At 53.5% G+C, this 19,731-nt stretch carries 6 protein-coding genes; all 6 read left to right on the top strand.

From position 1 onward, the window contains the following. Window positions 1-51 precede the first annotated feature (51 nt). The 6 genes from ACTNC3_RS08995 (at window position 52) to ACTNC3_RS08970 (ending at window position 19,326) form a co-directional block, all read left to right on the top strand. Window positions 52-2,559 carry an excinuclease ABC subunit UvrA gene (locus tag ACTNC3_RS08995; protein WP_441227206.1) on the top strand — a complete coding sequence of 836 codons (2,508 nt, stop codon included), beginning with the start codon at window positions 52-54 and terminating at the stop codon, window positions 2,557-2,559. A gap of 325 nt (window positions 2,560-2,884) precedes the next feature. Beyond that, window positions 2,885-11,797, top strand: a complete 8,913-nt coding sequence (locus ACTNC3_RS08990) for a Calx-beta domain-containing protein (RefSeq protein ID WP_441227205.1) — start codon at window positions 2,885-2,887, stop codon at window positions 11,795-11,797. A gap of 226 nt (window positions 11,798-12,023) precedes the next feature. Continuing rightward, complete coding sequence (locus tag ACTNC3_RS08985; RefSeq protein ID WP_410042224.1) at window positions 12,024-12,227, top strand: helix-turn-helix domain-containing protein; 204 nt, start codon at window positions 12,024-12,026, stop codon at window positions 12,225-12,227. Beyond that, window positions 12,227-12,559, top strand: coding sequence for a HipA N-terminal domain-containing protein (locus ACTNC3_RS08980; RefSeq protein ID WP_441227204.1), 333 nt, complete (start codon window positions 12,227-12,229; stop codon window positions 12,557-12,559). Before ACTNC3_RS08985 ends, ACTNC3_RS08980 begins: the two co-directional genes overlap by 1 nt. Then, entirely contained in the window at window positions 12,556-13,560 is a 1,005-nt protein-coding gene (locus tag ACTNC3_RS08975) for a type II toxin-antitoxin system HipA family toxin (RefSeq protein WP_441227203.1), read from the top strand. Before ACTNC3_RS08980 ends, ACTNC3_RS08975 begins: the two co-directional genes overlap by 4 nt. Window positions 13,561-13,896: 336 nt before the next feature. Further along, on the top strand, window positions 13,897-19,326 hold the full coding sequence (locus ACTNC3_RS08970; RefSeq protein ID WP_441227202.1) for a SpaA isopeptide-forming pilin-related protein: 5,430 nt from the start codon (window positions 13,897-13,899) through the stop codon (window positions 19,324-19,326). Window positions 19,327-19,731: the final 405 nt, after the last annotated feature.

The raw sequence follows: 19,731 nt of genomic DNA, 5'->3' as shown, positions 1-19,731 counted from the left end.
AGGGGTTTTTCATATCCGCTGGGTAAAATGTACGGAGAAGAGGTAAGAGTTATGTCCAGTGAAATCAGACAGAGAAAGATGCTGCCCAGATATATCGAGGTACGCAGTGCAAAGGTTCATAACCTGAAAAATATAGATGTAGATATTCCGCTGCATGAAATCGTAGCGATTGCCGGTGTCTCCGGCTCGGGAAAATCCTCGCTTGCACTTGGTGTGCTGCATGCGGAGGGATCCCGCAGATATCTGGAATCGCTCTCCACTTATACGCGCCGGCGGATGACGCAGGCGGAACGGGCGGATGTGGAGGAGGTTCGGTACGTACCGGCGGCGCTTGCGCTGCGCCAACGACCGGGAGTGCCCGGCATCCGCAGTACGTTCGGGACACTTTCGGAGCTGCTGAACAGCCTGCGGCTGATGTTTTCCCGGATTGCGAGTCATCGCTGCCCCAACGGGCATTACTGCCCGCCGTCTCTTTCGGTTGCGGCTATGCAGGAAATCACCTGCCCTGTCTGTGGGGCGAAATTCTACGGCCCCGGAGCCGAGGAGCTGGCCTTTAACAGTACCGGTGCCTGCAAGACCTGCGGCGGAACAGGCGTCGTTCAGACCGTGAACGAGGCTGCACTGGTGACGGATGATACCAAGACAATCGACGAAGGTGCAGTGGTCGTCTGGGGAACGCTCATGTGGTCGCTGATGAAGGATATCGTGCGGACGATGGGCGTGCGGACCGACGTGCCGTTCCGTGACCTCACGCCGGAGGAAAAGGAAATTGTTTACCACGGCGAGCTGAAAAAGCATCACATCCACTATGTCAATCCGAACACGCTGGAACCCACGGAGATGGACTTTACTTATTACAGCGCAGTTAATTCCGTGAAGAATTCCCTTGCCAAGGTCAAGGACGAGAAGGGAATGAAGCGTCTCGAAAAATATCTGGAAGAAGACGTCTGCCCGGACTGCCATGGATCACGGCTCTCGGATGCGGCCCGCGCGCCACGGCTTCGGGGGATCGGCCTGGATGAGGCGACAGCAATGACACTTTCGGAACTGATTCCCTGGGTGCAGGGGGTACCGGCATCTCTTCCGGAAGAGATGCGTCCCATGGCGGAAAATATCTGCGAATCCTTTATGGACGTTTCTAAGCGGTTGATGGATTTGGGACTTGGCTATCTGTCCCTTGACCGTGCGGCTGCCACACTTTCTACGGGTGAACGTCAGCGGGTGCAGCTCGCAAGAGCCGTCCGCAACCGGACGACCGGCGTACTCTATGTTCTCGATGAGCCGTCGATCGGTTTGCACCCTTACAATCTCAAAGGACTGACCGGTGTCATGGACGATCTGCGTGCAGATGGGAATTCCGTCATCATTGTCGATCATGACACGCAGGTTTTGAAGCACGCTGACTGGATGATCGAGATGGGAAAAGGAGCCGGCGCAGACGGCGGGACGGTGATTTCCGAGGGAACCATCGAAGATATTTCTAAGAATCCGCAGTCTGTCATCGGGCCGTTCCTTTCCGATCAGTATGAAGCACGAATCCGTCCGGTTTTGCAGACGGCTTCCATGTTTGAGAAAGGCAGTATACATCTGGAAACAGGGACGATTCATACGGTGCACCCTCTGGATGTGCGGATACCAATGGGGCGGCTTACCGTCGTGACGGGCGTTTCCGGTTCAGGCAAGACGACGATGGTGCTCGAAAGCCTGATTCCGGCGCTGAAGGCAAAGATCAGCGGACAGAATCTGCCGGGCCATGTGAAAAACATCGAAGCGGAGGGCATCACACAGGTCAAACTGATCGACGCGACGCCGATCGGTATCAATGTCCGTTCGACGGTTGCGACGTACGCCAATGTCCACGACGAACTCAGAAAGGTGTACGCAAAAACAAAAGACGCAAAGGACCGCGCCTTCAAGGCCGGAGATTTCTCTTATAATACGGGGAAACTCCGCTGCCCGACCTGTGATGGCACAGGGGATATCTCGCTGGATGTTCAGTTTCTGCCCGATGTGAAGATTCCATGCCCGGACTGCCGGGGCTCCCGGTACAGCAGAGACGCTTTTGATATCCGCAGAAAGGCAAAGGACGGGAAGGAATACAGTCTGCCGGAACTCATGAATATGAGCGTGGATCAGGTGATGCACGCCCTCGGCGGACTGAAACTCGTGCAGCAGCGGCTGCAGGTGCTGCACAGCTTAGGGCTCGGCTATCTGACCCTTGGAGAGGAAACACCGGGACTTTCCGGCGGTGAAGCGCAGCGCTTAAAGCTTGCCAGCGAGATGGGAAAAGGCCAGAGCGACGCTGTGTTTGTTTTTGATGAACCGACGATCGGTCTGCATCCGCAGGATGTGAAGACGCTGCTGCTTGTTTTTCAGACGTTGATCGATCATGGAGCGACGGTCGTTGTCATCGAGCATGACCTTGATGTCATTAAAAATGCTGATTACATCATCGACATGGGGCCGGGCGGCGGAAAGGAAGGCGGCCGAATCGTTGCCTGCGGGACACCAGATGAAATCAAACAGATAGATGAAAGTATCACCGGGCATTACATATAAAAGATAAATAAATCTTGCGTAATATATGCCCTGAATTCGTCTTTAGAAAAATTTAATGGGGTCAGACCCCATTAAGAATTCTTTGCGAAATTCTTAAGATGGTCCGCATCTTATGCAGCGATTTTTACATCTTGTGTCGATTTTTCTCAATAGGGAGGACTTTTGCTGTAAAATAAAGTTGTGATTCTGGAAGCATTGTTCATATTGCATAAAAATGGGCCAATGTTCCAACTGTGCACCCGCCCGGACATGTCTGTAACATCATCCGTTCTGTGGTGTGCAGTTCTTTTCATCCGCATCTGTCCATATCTACGGAGGTACATATATGAAACACCGAACGCCTGCGAAACGCATCACGTCGATTCTTCTGGGTCTGCAGATGGTTCTTCTGCAGCCGCTGTGCTCTCTTGCGGAGATACCGCAAGAGAGTCCGACGGTGATCGCGGGCGCGAGGTTAAGTGAAGACCAGCTTACGGAAGGGGAGCTGGTCTATTTCGGCGTGTCCGGACTGACGTTGAAGGAGGCCACAGACAGCTATGAGATCGCGATCTACCGTGAAGGCAATCTCGATCAGGAAGCGTCGGTGACGGTTCATACCCTCGACATCTCCGCACTTTATAACGAGGACTATCAGCTGCTGGGCGACGACATCACGGAGCTCGAGAGCGGAAAAACGCTTCTGCAGCAGGTCGCCGACCGTGGCAGAGAAGAGACAGACGATGAAAGCGAAGTCGGGGACACCGACGATCAAGGCTCGTCCAGTGGCAGTGAGGATACAGATGTTGACAGTGATGCCATCGCGAGCGGCAGCGAGATCGCAAGCAAAGGTAGCGAAATCTCCGACAGTGATGAACGTGCGCCGCAGGGCACGGAGTACCGCTTCGATGCGGACGGTAATCTGATCGGTGAGACCGGAAAGACGAGTCCGGAGGAGGTTCTCGAGTGGGTTGCGCAGGCAGCACAGTCAGAAGCAGACGCAGGTGAAGCCGAGGATACCGAGAAAATCGAGCATGCAGATGAAGCCGAAGATGCCGAGGCATCCGAGGACATAGATGAGGATGAACATACAGATGAAGATACAAACGAGATGGCAAAGGCTGATATCGAAGTATCTTCACATGCCAGAAGAGTAAAGAAGGCCTCTCCGTCCGAACTGAATGACGATGACGAGGATGAAGCATTCGCCGAAAATGACCCATCGGAGGACGATAAAGATGAGAATTCATCAGCAGATCAGGATTTCAACGCCGCAGATGAAGATGCCGATCTCGATGATGATTCCAGCGATGTCGATCTCAACGATGATGATTTAAACGCCGATCTCGATGACGATGATTCAAACGCCGCCGATTTCGACGAAGACGACGCAGTCGATGCCGACCTCGACGACGAGGAGGTCAATGCTTCCGATCTCGACTCCGTCGCCTCAGCCTCCGTGCTGTCCGTTGCCGGGAGCGATGCGGTGAGCTCGACGAAGAGCCGTCTCGCGATGCTGAAGGAGGCGGCGACGGGTGAGCCGACGCGTGAAGAGGGCTCGAGCGGTGTCAGCGGCAGTCTGACCGATGCAATCCTCTCCCAGATCCTGCCGGAGCAGGTCGCGGCGATCCCGCATTCCGCGGAGCAGACGATTTACTTCGCACCTGGCGAAGATGTGCAGTACCTCCGGTTCCGTATCTGCGATGATGACCGGTCCGAGGGCACCGAGGCGTTCTCGGTGATGATCACCAGCGCCGAAAACATGGAGCCGTACAAGGTCACCTCCCTCTCCGTCATCATCACGGACGACGAGGCGTCGGAGCAGTCGGCGCTTTCCTTCGCAGACGACGAATTTACCGTCGAGGACGGAAAGGCGCTCGTGACCCTGCAGCGCGAGGGCGCCGAATACTCGATGGCGTCTGCGAACATTCGCGGCAAGGACGCAGAAAGCGGCGCGGAGCAGGTCTACGGCACCGTCGTCTTCGCACCATACGAAACCGAAAAGGAAGTGGAGCTCGCCCTCACGAAGGACAGCACACTGTATCTCAGCGATTACCTGGCTGCGCAGGCCGGCACCACGACGGAGGCGAACGCGATCGTCATCGACGGGGAAGAGGAAACGACGCTCTTCTCCAGCGTTGCTGTGCTTTCAGATGAGGACGAGGAGGCCAATGCTTCCAACGGCGCAGTCGCAAATGGTTCCGACGATCTTTCCTTCGACATCACGATCGGTGGAAAAGCCTACAAGGTAAAGTATAAAAAGGGCGATGTCGTAGCGGACATCTACGATGAAAGCTATCAGCCGGCACTGGAGGTCGGACAGTATTTCTTCTCCGCCAGCACCAACGTCGGCGGTATCTTTTCCTATGGAAAGGATCAGCGCCACGGAAGCAAGCCGAACGGGCTCGGCACGCTCCAGAACTGCTATCTGCTTCCGAAGGGAGAAACGGACTTCCATAAGGGTGAGGGCAAGCTGGAATACCTCCATACGACCACCGGGTGTACCGGCTCCGTATGGAGCTCGAACGAAAATCCGCCGGCCGGCCGCCCGACCATCAACGGACTCTACTATCAGTATCTGATTCCACACTGGAAGCAGATCAGCAGCTACGGCGGAGGCAATAAGCTCCGCTTCAAGCTGCATGCGCTGGGCGCCGGAAAGGACCTCGAGCAGAAGGACAGGAATGGTAAATTTGATACCCCGGAGCTTTCGAGCGGTGCAGCGATCAAGGTACAGAACGTCGCCGATAATATCGAGGCCATCGTCTATGCAGTGGATGCTTCGAAGACCCAGACGCCGAAGAGCTATATGCGCTTCTATGGTGTCGCGGCGATGTATAAAAAGTATGAGGTCAGTGTGACGAATCCGGAGAAGATGAGCTTCCTCGGAACGACCGACACCGTGCCGATGCAGGTAAAGATGGAGTGCGGCGCGCAGATCATCGAAGCGGGAAAAACCGACAGCCGGAATATCTTTACAAATGTCGATACAGACGATGCGAACATCGTCTTCACCCTGGATAAAAGCACGGTCAATGGTGTAGATGGCTATTTCGGTACCATCACCGGTTATACGATCACCATCTCTGCAGATGATAAGGATAAGAAGGTCACCGCCAGCTATCCGGAGGATTATCTCAGCTACCTCGACCGCATGACCGGAAAGAGTGTGAACAGTGACGCCATCGATCTTTCGAAGGATGCGGTGAAGACGGTGAAGGAGCGTGCGACGGCACATCTCGACACCATCGTCATGGATAAGTATTTCGTGAACTGGATCGAGAGCCTTCAGAAGAAAACCTATACGGAGAGCGGTGTGCTGTCGAGCGCATCCTATTACCAGAAGCTGAACTTTAAGCCGACCGTAGCGTACACGGATGTCAAGGTCAGTGTGGTGCCACCGGATGCGAGCGGCGGAAGCACGCAGGCAGTCTTTACCTCCACTAAGCTTCCGAAGGCTGGCGCTTCCGGGACCTTCCACGCAGGTGATACGCTGGATCTCAGTGCGAAAACCGAGGATCCAAATTACCGCGTCACCGGCTTCGAAATCTCCGAGGACGGCGGCGTACACTTCAACAGTATCCGGGATACCCGGTCCTATACGCTGCGTTCAGGGAAGAACTATGTGATTCGTCCGCTGCTGGCGAAGAATGATAACCATGTGGAGATCGTGTTCGCTTCCGACGAAGCCAGAAAGAATCTCAGCATCGAAAATCTGATTCCGCAGGATCAGCTGGGGGGCAGCTATCTGAAGGGAAAGAATGTCCTGAATCTGAATCCGGAAAAGAGCGGATGGGCAGAGATGATGAAGCCGGCGATCGGTGCCGCATGCACCGTTCGGGTACTGGTGAACGGTACGCCTTCCGACAGCAATTATGTATACCGCCCGGTGATCACCGATCAGATGACGGGCAGGACCTATCAGACCCAGGGCTACAGCTTCATCCTCCGCAGCAACACCGCGGATAATCTCCTGAAGCTCGACATCGAGAAGGTGAAGAAGAGCGATCTCAGGGAGTACAGCCTCAGCGGAACCGTCGTGACGCGTGTAAAGTCCATACGTGAAACCGCGCTGGAGGCGAAGACGAATCCGGCAGAGGGGTATGCTGTTTCACTGGCGAACGGTGAATTCGTGATGAACGGAAGCCGTCACGTACAGCTTCAGTCATCGACGGCGGATGACAGCGGTATCATCAGCCTGGCCGGACTCAGGGCGAAGGAAGGCGACCGCGTCAGTCTCCTGATCGATAACGGCATCGATGATGCACAGGTGGCGGATTTCGTATTCGGTAGCGGTACGCTCGACCGCATCACACAGGTGTATAGTGTGGATGCCGGCATGCTCGAGGTGCAATACCCGATTACGGCACCGGTGGTGACGTCGATTTCCTATGATTATGATAAGTCGGAGAGTCGTCAGAAGACGGATCTTCGGAAGAACCAGGTGCGCTGCTTCGATGATAATCTGAAGCTGACGGCGGTCGTGGATACGAAGGGCCGGAGCATCGAGAAGCTGGTATTCACCGTGCGGACGGTCACCGGTTCAACAGCGGATTACGATGGCCGTGCGACGCTGGAAGGCTCGAACATCTTCACGGCGGAGATTCCGTCGATGCTCACAAATCTTCACAACGGTGACCGGATCACGGTATATATCGTGGATAAGGAAAAGCGCAGTGTGACGGTGGGCGATACAGCACAATCGATCCCAATCAACTATCCGACGGTCGACACCGGTCTCGTGAGTTATGTGGAAAACGAGAAGATCGCACCGAAGGAATTTAATATCGACGGGGCGATGGGCGATGTAAACATTCCGCTTCTGGGTGCGGCGAAGAGCACCGCACAGAGTGGTATCCTGAACTTCTCTCGTCTCGACTATCCGGATAAAAGCGGTTACTCGCTGAACATCAACTTCGATATGATGCTGAAGGACGGCTCCTTGAAGACGAATCAGCAGAAGACAGACGCTGTGAAAAACTATCATGCGTCTGCCAAGAGAGCGCAGGCGGCGAAAAAGGAAGCCATCGCAGCCGGAGAGGACGCAGCCAATGCCGGCGAAAGCGCAGATCAGATCCGCAGCAGGATATGGGAAGACCGGGAGCTTACGGAGCAGGAGCTGAGAGATCTCAATGACTACGAGGTGAGGAAAGCAGAGAGCGAAGCGCTTCGTGAGCGGAAGATGACGGAAGCGTCGAACGAACGGGCGAGTATGACGAAGGCACAGGGTTACATCGATGTGCGTGCGATCTTCAACCTGAGCTTCGAATTCCTGCTGGATCCGGTGCAGAACGAGTATGTGCTCGCGACGACCGCTGTCACCGTCGGCGGTGCCGTGGATGCATCGAAAACCTTCTATACGATGGTCGGGTATGTGCCGTGCTTCCTGAATCTGTCCGGTGGTGTCGAGGTCGATCTCACGATGGGCGGCGTCTGTGCGGCCGGGAAGGCGGCGTTTAGCGAAGGCGATTTTAACGCCTACAGCGGAAATGTACAGAACATCTTCTCGGGAAGTGATTTCCTGATCGAGCTGGATTCTGTCGTGAAGGCGAAGGTGCAGGTGGGCGCCGGTCTGTGCGGCGTATTGAGTGCGCGCGGCTATGTCAGTATTCAGATGAAGCTGCAGCTGGTGAAGGACAATGTCTCCGGCGATCCGTATGGCATCATCCTGAACGCAGCCGGCGGCCTCGGCTTCGACCTCGTCCTCCTCAAAGTGAATTTCGATGTCGCAAAGATCGAGCAGGGCTGGGGAAACTATGCCGGTCAGACGAAGGTCGAGTTCTTCAACAACGCCATCACGAAGGAGTATGGCGATACTCTGCCGCTGAACGCGGCCTCAGCAGACGACGTGGATGATCACGCGTTCGCGCTGAACGCTGGAACAGATGACGAAGAATCGGCGACAGGCACGTTCCCGCTCCGTGCGATACTGGACGAGGCGGCCGAAGAGGATGACGTGGCCGCTGCATTTTCACTGAATGACGCCTACGAGGAGGCGTATGCCGGCCTGGGCGAGGATGAAATCTCCTTCCAGCGCTACGACATGGGCTCGGCGGATATGAGCAGCTTCGGCGAGGAAACGTCCCTGCGGAGATCCGGTGGCGTCAATGCACAGCCGGTGCCGGTAAGGATGAAGCTACTCCTGGAACATGCGGCGGAACGGACGCGTCCGGAAATGGTCGAGCTTCCGGATGGACGTGCGTTTGCAGTTTTTATCGCCGCTTCGAATGACGGCGATAACTCCCGCCTCTACTACACGATCGGTGATAAGGTGGGCACATGGAGCGTGCCGGTGGCCCTGGACGAAGATGGAAGCTATGACTCCATGCCGTCGCTGACCGTCGTGGGAGACAAGGTCGTCATCGCATGGATGGATGCGTCGCACAAGATTGAGGGCACGAATGACGAAGAGACGATGGATGCGTACAGAAAGAAGTTTAACGCATTCAGGATCAACGGCAGAGTGTACGATGCTGGGAATGGTAAGCTGGGAGACGAATTCCGGATTTCCGGATCGAATCTTGATGAGTTCTATCTTCAGGCCCCGTCGCTCTGCACCGCAGGCGATAAGGTGTACTGCACCTATGTTGCACGGGATATCAAGGATGTGACGAAGTTGGAGGATATGGCGGATCTCAAAAAGGGTTATTCCACGGCTGTACGGGCGACACTGGATGTAAGCACTGACCCGGTCAACGTGAAGAACGAATATGTAGTGATTCGAGACGGCAAGAAGATCGATCCGCTCGTGACGGATTACCAGACCGAGGGCATCCGGATCGAGGGTACCGATTACCTCGTGACGGCGTACACACTCGATCAGGATGGGGACCTCACGACCGGTGACCGGAAGCTGTACCTCGGACTCGGCGATGTGACGCATTCCCGGAATTACTATCCGATCCGGATCGGCAGCGATGATAAGTGTCAGGCCGTGCCGAAGCTCACGAAGGTGAATGGACATCTCGTGCTGAGCTGGACCGAGGATGGCGAGCTGCTCGAGCTCCTCGACGTCAGCGGACTGATCGAGGCACTGTTCCATAATAGCACAAAGATCCGTGACGCTTATAATAAGGAGGGTGCTTACTATGTGAAGGGCGGACCGTCGGATTACGACTGGTATAAGAAATCGGCAGCGGAGCTTGGACTTCCGGAGACAGTACCGGACGAAAGTTCCACACCTGGATATATAGGCAGCTACTACGAGGCGATCGCCCAGGGCGATTTCCGAACGGTAGAGACCCGCATCAAGGAAGACGAGGACCACAGCAGCTCCATCGATGATTACACGATCACCGGGGATGGCCGCGATCTGTATGTATTCTATACGGATTTCGGACCGGAGATCGAGAAGGCGACGGTCGAGCTCTATGGCCGACGCTACCGGATGGCGAAGGATACGAGCGGAAGCACCGGCAGTGGAACAAGCGGCGCGACCGGCGGTACATCCACCGGCACGACCGGCGGTGAAGGTAGCAATGCAGGCACCGGCACGATCGGCGGTGAAGGCGGCAATGCAGGCACCGGCACGACCGGCGGTGAAGGTAGCAATGCAGGCACCGGCACAAATGGCAGTGCAGCTGGCGATGAAGAGACCGGCCCAGATGGAAGTAAGGGCAACGGCCATCACTCCAACAGCGCATGGGGCTTCACCGATGCGGTCCGCATCACGAATCTTGATAAGCTGATCAAGGGTTCCTCGCACCCGAATGCCGGAAAGGTCATCGATGATTTCACGCTCACGATGGCGACGGATGGCAGCATCCGACTCCTGTCAGATTACTATGAGCAGTGGATCGACGAGGACGGGAAGATTCAGTTCAGTCAGAACGCCCTCGCGGCGATCGACTTCGCGCGCGGAGGATCGCTGGAGATCGACCCGCTGTCCATCGATATGGACAGCAGCATGATCGCCGGTGAGACCTCGACGATCCGCTTCGATGTACGGAATGCCGGACTGCTGGAGGCGAAGGGCTTCTCGATCGAGGCATATCTGATGGAAAACGGCGTGAGAACGCTGCTGTACAGCGGCGAGGTCGACCGTCTCCTCGATACGAACGAGGAAACTACCGTGCAGATTCCATGGACGGTGCCGACCGGGGACCTCGACGGAAAATCGATTCTGCTGAGCGTCGTCGAGAAGGATACTGCAACCGCTTCGGAGACGACGGCAGAGATCGAGCTGAAGTCGGAAGCGCGGCTGCGCCTCGACATGGGCGAGCTGACATTTGACGGAAAGGAGGGGATCATCCCATTTGAAATCGAAAACATCGGCAACGCGGCGTCGTCAGCGGGCGAAATCGTGGCCTATGTACTCGATGGCGCGGAGAGACAACGTGCCGTCGGAAGCATTGGCCTCGGTGCACTGGGATCCGGCGCTTCCGTGGAGGATACACTTCGCTTCACACCGGAGACGGAGGACTGGGACGGCTTCGGACGGATCAGCCTGGAGCTCGTGGCCGTGCAGGACGGTGCGAGTGTCGCGTCGGCGTACGGCGACCTCTACAGCGCGGAGCCGGTCGTGCTCGAGATCGAGGACGGCGCGGAAAGCCTGAACCTCACGGCGAAGGCGCAGCAGACGCTGCAGGTTAAGTGTGCACCGTGGGGCGCGCTGTGTACGGATCTTCGCTACCGGAGCTCCGACAGTCGCGTGGCGACCGTGGACGAGAATGGTACGGTGACCGCCGTCGGAAACGGCAGCTGTACGATCGAGGTCTACAGCCCGAAGCTGATGCTGAAGGATGAGATCACGGTCCATGTCAGCGGTGGCAGCCAGGGAAGCGGCAGTCATAGCGGTGGCTCTGGATCCTCCAGCCGAAAGACCGCGGCGGACCGGGCCTCCGAGCTCTATGCGTCCGGCCTCCCGACCTGGGTGGAAACCGGCGGACGCTGGATCCAGAATGCGGATGGCAGCTGGAGCTACCAGACCGGCACCAGCCCGATGACGAATCGCTGGGTATGTATCTATAATCCGTACGCCGACGAGCGCAGACGCCAGAAGCGCTACGGCTGGTTCAAGTTCGGACCGGACGGCAGGATGCTGACCGGCTGGGTGACCGATGCCGATGGAAACATCTACTACCTGAATCCTGCCTCGGACGGCACCCGCGGCATGATGCTCATCGGCTGGCAGCAGATCGACGGAAAGTGGTACTACTTCTCGAAGGACGAAGGCAGCGGCACCATGGGTGCCCTCCTCCGGAACACCATCACACCGGACGGCTACCACGTCGACGAGACCGGCGCCTGGACCGGACAGTAACAAAAAAGAGACGCCTTTGCCGGGCGTCTCTTTTTATTGACTCTTTATACCTTATAGGGTATAAAACGCATCCGCATTTCATACTTTATACCCTATAAGGTATAAATGCACCGTTAACTATCGACATTATACCCTTAAAGGTATAAAATGATTTTAACACGGCGTGCAGAATGCGGACTATCACGTGTCTGCATAACTTTATCAGGGAGAGCATAGGTAAACACACATGAATAAAATAGCAGAATTTGTGAAGAAGAGTCGGCGTGCGGCAGGGCTTACGCAGGAGGAGTTCGCGATTCGCTCCGGGCTGGGCTTACGCTTCGTGCGTGATCTGGAGCAGGGGAAGGAAACGGTCCGCATGGATAAGGTGAATGTCGCCCTCGCGATGTTCGATATGGAAGCCGTACCCGGAAGAAAGGATGAAGCCTGATGGAGGAGACATTCAGAAAAGCATATGTATACGTGCGGGATACCTATGCCGGCGTCTTAAGTGAGACAGACAGCGGATATACCTTTTCGTATGACCGCGCGTATATGCTGCGCGCTGACGCCACGGCGGTTTCCCTGACCCTTCCGCTGCGCGAAGAGCCCTACAGATCCAGCACGCTGTTCTCCTTTTTTGACGGCCTGATACCGGAAGGATGGCTGCTCAATGTCATCAGCCGGAACTGGAAGCTCCTCCCGACGGATCGTTTCGGCCTGCTGCTGAAAGCGTGCAAGGACCCGATTGGAAATGTATCGATCATGGAGACCAGAGTATGAACTGTTTATGCTGCGGGAAACCGCTTCGTGAAAAAGATCAGAATGGATGGCATACGGCCTGTATCAGACGTTTTTTCGGCACACGTACGCTGCCGGAAATCCGGCTCGATGAAGAAACACTCCGGCAGATCACAAAGGAAAATACCGAAAACGGATACACGGTCACTGGTGTGCAGAAGAAACTGTCCCTGCATCTCTTTTCAGATGAAAAGCAGCCGAGGCTGACACTGGTCAACTATCCGAATGGGTACATTCTGAAGCCACAGGTCCAGGAGTTTGAAGCATTGCCCGAAGCGGAGCAGCTCGTCATGTGCATGGCAGATGCAGCCCGCATCGCGACGGTGCCACATGCCCTGATCAGAGCAAACGGGCAGTTTGCATATATCACGAAGCGCATCGACCGTATCATCGACAGGGCGAAAATCCGTAAGATCGCGATGGAAGATTTCTGCCAGCTGGATCTCCGACTAACGCAGGACAAGTACCGAGGCTCCTATGAGCGCTGTGCGAAGGTGATCGAACGCTACTCCACGCAGCGCGGTCTGGACATGAGTGAACTCTTTATACGACTGGTATTCTCGTTTATCGTCGGAAATTCGGACATGCATCTTAAGAACTTTTCGCTGATTGAAAGCGAGGCGGGGAGCGAGGACTACCATCTGTCGCAGGCGTATGATCTTCTTCCTGTCAATGTCATCATGCCGGAAGATAAGGAGCAGTTTGCGCTGACGATGAATGGGAAGAAGCGGAACCTTCGTCGAAAAGATTTCCTGGTCTTCGCAGCTGCCTGCGGAATCCCCGAAAAAGCCGCAGAGAAAATGATTGCCCGGCTCCTGCGCATGAAACCGAAATTTTTGGAGCTGTGCGCTGCATCCTTCCTCCCGGAACACATGAAAGAAGAGATCTGTGCACTGATCGAGGAACGTTGCAGTATGCTGTCGCCGAGAGATCGAAAGACTCCGGATGCTGCCTCTGCAGAAACTCTGGAGCATATGGACTGACCTCAGCGCCCCCCTCCGTTCACCCTTATATTATTAAAATCCCAGCATGGTTAAACACCGTGCCGGGATTTTTTTATGACTGAACATGCCAGCCATAACCAAATTTCGATTTTTTACATCTTGTGTCGTGATTTCTACATCTTGTGTCGAGATTCTCACGAAGGCCTGTCTTTTGTTATAAAATACAATCATCACCAACGAGATACTTACATCGAGACTGAAACGACGACTCCTGAATATAAGCATGAGGACGTCACCAGAACGTTGGTAGTTCAGATAAATGTTGCTGGATACAGTTTAGAAGCATAACGCAACGCGCGTGGTTCGGAGGAAGCAATGAAAAGACAGACAAGAAGAATGAAAGACATAGCCAAGAGAGGTCTTGTTGGCTTACTTACAGTCAGCATGTGCCTGTCAAACGTACAGGGAATCGCTTTTGCAGATAACCGCGTCGAGGTCGGCGGGGTGAAGGTGGACGGAAAGAAGGTCACCCTCAACCTGAACGGCGGCAGCCTGATGGAGGCTGCCCGCGCTGCGCTTGCAGAGGCCAATGTTTACGACGATACGTATATCGCGGTCAGCAAGGATGCGAAGACCCAGGCGGCGTACCGCGCCCTGACCGATGGTTCGAATCCACTCTACGAGCTGGCGCTTTTCTCAGATGGAGAGCTGCAGGCACTCGAGGATGCTGGGGTCGAGATCGTCGCCCTGATCCAGATGGATCAGAAGCAGGCCGAGGCTGCTGGCAATCTCATGCCGGCGACCGCGAGTGAGATCGAGCGCTCCAGCACGAAGGTCGAGTTCTTCGATCCGTCGAAGGACGAAGGAAAGGAAATCCTGCTCTATCAGCCAGATTCCCTCTTCGCAGGCTTCTACGATCAGTTCTCGAATCAGCTGATGAACGCAAGCGAGAAGGAGATCGCATCCGCGGATCCGAGTACCTACGAGTTGAGCGGTGACGAGAAGCTTACCTTCTTATTTATAAATCACGCAGATGCCGGACGCACCTTCAACCTCGAGCTGAACGGCGAGTCCATCGAGAAGGGCATCAAGGTCGCGAAGGCCGAGAGCGTCATCAAGGGCGTGATGAGCACCCTCGATGTGAGCGGTATCGAAGAGACCCTCGAGACCCCGGCACCGGAGACCTCCGCAGCCGTGACCGAGCCGTCCAGTGAAGCCGCAGCGCAGCCTTCTGAAGAAGCCGCAGCGCAGCCGTCCACTGAGACCGCGATCGAGCCGAGCACAGAGGCGAGCGGGACTGCAGGCGAGTCAATCGTGATCCTTCCGGAGACTGGTGCGACAGCCGAGAGTGGCGAGACCGAGACATCCGTAGCAGTGGAGACCAGCGCAGCAGCACAGCCGTCCCAGGACGAGGCCAATGCTGAGACCGGGCTCCCGGCGGAAGGACAGACATCCACAGAAAACACCGAGCAGCCGGCGACAGAGAAGACCACCGCGGCAGCAGAAAATACAGGCATCGTTGAAACTATAAAGGAAGTCATCGAGACCATCACAGAGAATGCAAATGCGACGATGATGAAGATCGAGCGCAGACTCGGCGTCATCCGTGCAGAAGCGGCAGAGAACGATGAGGCAGTCGTAGAAACTCCGAAGTCCGAGGAAGCTACGGCAGCAGGCACCAAGACCGAAGCCCCGAAGCAGGAAGAGATCCCAGCAGCAGGCACTGAGAACGAAGCCCCGAAGCCGGCAGAGACCCCGGCAGCAGGCATTGAGAACGAAGTCCAGAAGCCGGCAGAGACCCCGGCAGCGGGCACCGAGAACGAAGCTCCGAAGCCGGAAGAAATTCCGGCAGCAGGAACCGGAATCGAGACCCTGAAGCCGGCAGAGACCCCGGCAGCGGGTACCGAGAACGAAGCGCCGAAGCCGGAAGAGACCCCGGCAGCAGATAGCGGAATCGAAGCTCCGAAGACCGAGAAAACCACGGCAGCGGCGGAAATCGAAACCACCGCAGCGGTGAAGACCGACATGGACATCGCACTCGAGCACGATCGTAAGGCCCTCTTGAGAGAGACCAGAGCCGCCGACCTCGTAGATGGCTCCGTAGCCAGCGCACGTGTCCTCCAGTACACCCTCGATGACCTCTCGAAGTCCTTCTGGTCCGCAGAGATCACCGATCGTTACGAAGTCAATGTATTCGCAGAAGATACCGCATTTACCGAGGCCGTCGAGCTCGAACTGAAGGAACTCGCGAAGCCGGAAGAAGCCGAGGATGGCAGCCTGGCCGTCGGTGAGGATACCCTCACGGAGAAGCAGGTCGAAGCCCTCAAGGCCGACGGCGTCTATGAGAACTCTCAGTCCCTGGACATCCGCTTCGTAAACGCAGCCGGCGAGGAAGTCGAGCCTTCCAGCGCAGTCAAGGTAAGAATCAAGGTTTACAAGGAAGCCCTCCCGGAGGATGCGGACATCAGTACCATGGCGATCCGCCACCTCGACGAGAAGAGCACGGACGCGGTCAATGTCGACACCGTCGCAGAATATCGCGAAGACGCTGCATCCGACCACGGAACAATCAAGCCGGTTGACGGAGACGGTAAGATTACCGAGCTCCAGACCGTAGATGCAGAGAACGCAGACGAAGAAACCTCAGCTATCGCAGAAACCGCGACAGAATCGAAGAAGGTTCTCCCGGAAGAAGCCGTTGCAGTTGAAAGTACCTTCACCGTAAACAGCTTCTCAAGCTTCACCATTACATTTGGGACGAATAAAGAGAGCGCAACAGTTAAATTTGTTAAAATTAATAGTAAAGGTAAATATGAAAATATAACTACAAACGCCAGTCTTCCGACAGTAATAAGTGCGAATAACGACAGTACAAATGAACTGGATCTCAGCAAATATGCAGCAGATTATGTAAAGAATAGGAAAGGCAAGTATGAAGAGAATGAGTATACGTTCAACCATGTTGAGTTATTACAAAATGGCCAAACGAAAGCTATCGCTATCGATAATAAACTGAAGGTTATCACAGTCACAGATACTTCTGGAGAGAAGACTTCTGGAGAGAAGAAGTGGCAGTATACGATCAAAGAGAAGACGGAGGGAAGTAAAAAGCGGGAAGGATTAATCCAAAATGGCGATACGATTTATGTAGTCTACAATAATAAAATTGAGCTTACAACAGTTGAAACCGTAGATAGTGCAGCGAAGGGTTTCCACCTTTATATGAAGAACTATAGAAATCCGGCAGATATCGGTGGCGGAAGCTACGGTGAGAATCACGGGTCGATTACACAAGGACTCTATTCCCGGGTTACAAGCGGCGATTATCCGACACTGACGAGAAATAACAATAAATCTATCGCAGACTGGTTCCCGGCAAACGAAAAGGCGGAAGTTAATCATCTGTTCTTACAGTCCGTATATGATGAGACCGGATACTTCTACTACAACAGCGCAGAAAACTTTGCAACATTAAAGAATACGAACGAAGAAAAACCAAAAAGATTTACGGTTTACAATCAGCTGGGCACACCTTCTGATGAAGATCGCTTCTATTACAAGCGTGGTAATTTCATGCCATATAATAGCTTGAACACAGGGAAAATCCTGAGTCGTAATTTATATGATGATCAGGGTACCCGGCTGTCTGAGTCAGATCCGCGATATAATGAAGCACTTTATGGATTTAATGAAGGAAATGAATTCTACTTCGGTATGTATGGTGTAGCAGAGTTCTACCAGCCGGTAGGAGGTCAGGTAAACGGTGAGGATATGATTTTTGAATTCACCGGTGATGACGACATGGTGGTATACATCGATGGCGTTCTCGTATTGGATCTCGGCGGTATCCATGATGCACAGAGCGGATACATCAATTTCGCAACTGGCGTGGTTGGATACACGAACCAGACAACAGGTAATGCAGTTAATTGGAACTATACAACTATCAAGAAGCAGTACAACTTGGCGGAAAAGTCTACATCTACTAGCTGGAAAGAAATCCAGGTGACAAAGCCGGATGGTAAGACTGAAAAGAGAGAGGTATTTGCAGATGGTACGAGCCATAAGCTCCAGATGTTCTATATGGAACGAGGCGCAGGTGCTTCGAATCTGAAAATTAAAGTAAATATTCCTCCGATTCCGGATGGCAGTGTAAACATTCAGAAGAAAGTCGTAGGTCTGAATGCAGCGCAGGCGAAAAAGGAAGAGTATACTTTAAAGCTTTCGACGAAGACGGGAAATAATTCATGGCAAGCAGCTGCAAATCAGTCATATACAGTGAGCGGCCAGGAAGCAACAACATATGATAATGGCGAATTTACGATTCATGCGGATGAGGTTGCGGTTTTCTCTCAGATCCCGGCAAATACAGAAGTCAAGGTTGAGGAGCTGAATCAAGGAAAGATATATGAAGTAAGTTATCAGGCATACGACTCTACTGGAACAGCGTTATCTGCTGATAAAAATGCAACAGTAACTTCAGCAGGGCATGTAAAGGTTGAGGTTACCAATAATGCAGAGAACGCCACAAAATCCTTAAAGGTTGTGAAAAAGTTCCTGATTAATGGTAAAGAGACAACGAATGCGCCGAATAGTTCGGAATTTGATAATGCTAATTTCATACTTCAGGAAAAGCAGAGTGATGGTACATATTTAAACCTGAGTTCTGAAAACCATTATTCTTCTTTCCCAGTCTCAACCGGAAACAGTAAATCTTTAACCTTTACGCAGCTTGATCCGACAAAAACATATCGAGTTGTAGAGGAAATCACCGAAGCAACCGATGGTGGAAGCAACGACACAACACCGTATAGCAGTACAAGTTACATGATTGGCAGTGATATATCTTCGACAAAATGTAATCCTGATACAACATCTGGAAAGACGTTATTGGCGTCTGGAGATATCACATTACAGGAGGTTAGTGGAGAGCAGCAGTATCATGACAATACAGTGACCTTCATAAATGAATATAATTCTCCATCTGTGGATGTGGAATTTACCAAGGTGGATTCGACAAATTCGGATAACCGACTTGCTGGTGCAGTATTTGGTCTGTATACCGACATAAAGGCACAGAATGCTTATAAGGTGAAGGATAAAGATGTGACCGCAATATCGGATGATAATGGAGTGGTTAAGTTCGAGAAGCTTCCGTACAAAACGGATGGAACGACAAGCTACTACATCAAGGAGACGAAGGCACCGTCTGGATATGTATTAAGCGATACGGTTTTCAAAGCAGCTATTGCAGCGGACGGCAAGGTAACCATCACCGGAGAAAAGGGTGTTACGACGTTAGCTGACGATAAGACAGCCATTACCAATACACCGACGCAGATCATCTTCAAAAAGAAGGACGCCAACAACGATACAAAATCTATCAAGGCAACGTTCAAAATTACGAAGGATGAATCAAAGCTTGCAAACTTTGGCGATATCACCGATGGAGAAGGGCAGTTTGAGGTTTCCAGCGAGGGCACCACATTAACACACCTTCCGGATGGTAAGTACGAGCTCACAGAGATCATAGCTCCGGGCGGATACAATCTTCTGACGCAGAAGATCAGCTTCACCATTACTCATGGAAAGCTGCAAGAAACAGACAAAAATAATGTAAATGGAGTTGTTGCATTTGGTGCAGACGGTACGACCATCACCATTTTCAACACGGCGGGAATCCAGCTTCCGGAGACCGGCGGCATGGGCACACTGATGACGACGATGAGCGGTATGGCACTCATGCTGATCGCTTTAGGATATCTCATCCTCGTGAAACGCAGGGAGAAAGGCGGTTTGAATTAACATTGAAACCTCTACACTGGAGAACTGAAGCGCCAGAAAGAACGTGAAGGAACATGAATTTATCTCTCCTCCGGCAGAGACCGGAGGAGAGAATCAAAAGAAAACCATCTGTGGTTTAAACAGAAGGACGAACACCACACCATGTCTGAAGAGGACAGAAAGGGAGACCAGCTATGAAAAGTCAAGCATAGATTAGCAGAAAATTATCTTTTTTATCAGTGGCTATAAAAGGGTAACTCTAACAGAGCTCCCCAAAGGGTGCTTTTCAAAATCTACTATGATCTCGAGTTAGAACTTACTCAAGATTGAATGCCACATCATCCGTCAGCATCTTAAAAAGGATTCTGACGAGTTTGCCGGCACAATGCCCCAGAGCATTATAGTGGTTCCGGCCTTCAGCCATCT

Source organism: Oribacterium sp. HCP3S3_B9 (assembly GCF_052064255.1).
Taxonomy (GTDB): domain Bacteria; phylum Bacillota; class Clostridia; order Lachnospirales; family Lachnospiraceae; genus Oribacterium.
Note: the sequence above shows the minus strand (reverse complement) of the source record. Positions and strands in the feature narration are given on the sequence as shown.

What these genes read in the sequence shown, in the direction of transcription:
- ACTNC3_RS08995 (WP_441227206.1), top strand. Translation starts at nt 52, where the DNA reads ATGTCCAGTGAAATCAGACAGAGAAAGATGCTGCCCAGATATATCGAG.
- ACTNC3_RS08990 (WP_441227205.1), top strand. Translation starts at nt 2,885, where the DNA reads ATGAAACACCGAACGCCTGCGAAACGCATCACGTCGATTCTTCTGGGT.
- ACTNC3_RS08975 (WP_441227203.1), top strand. Translation starts at nt 12,556, where the DNA reads ATGAACTGTTTATGCTGCGGGAAACCGCTTCGTGAAAAAGATCAGAAT.
- ACTNC3_RS08985 (WP_410042224.1), top strand. Translation starts at nt 12,024, where the DNA reads ATGAATAAAATAGCAGAATTTGTGAAGAAGAGTCGGCGTGCGGCAGGG.
- ACTNC3_RS08980 (WP_441227204.1), top strand. Translation starts at nt 12,227, where the DNA reads ATGGAGGAGACATTCAGAAAAGCATATGTATACGTGCGGGATACCTAT.
- ACTNC3_RS08970 (WP_441227202.1), top strand. Translation starts at nt 13,897, where the DNA reads ATGAAAAGACAGACAAGAAGAATGAAAGACATAGCCAAGAGAGGTCTT.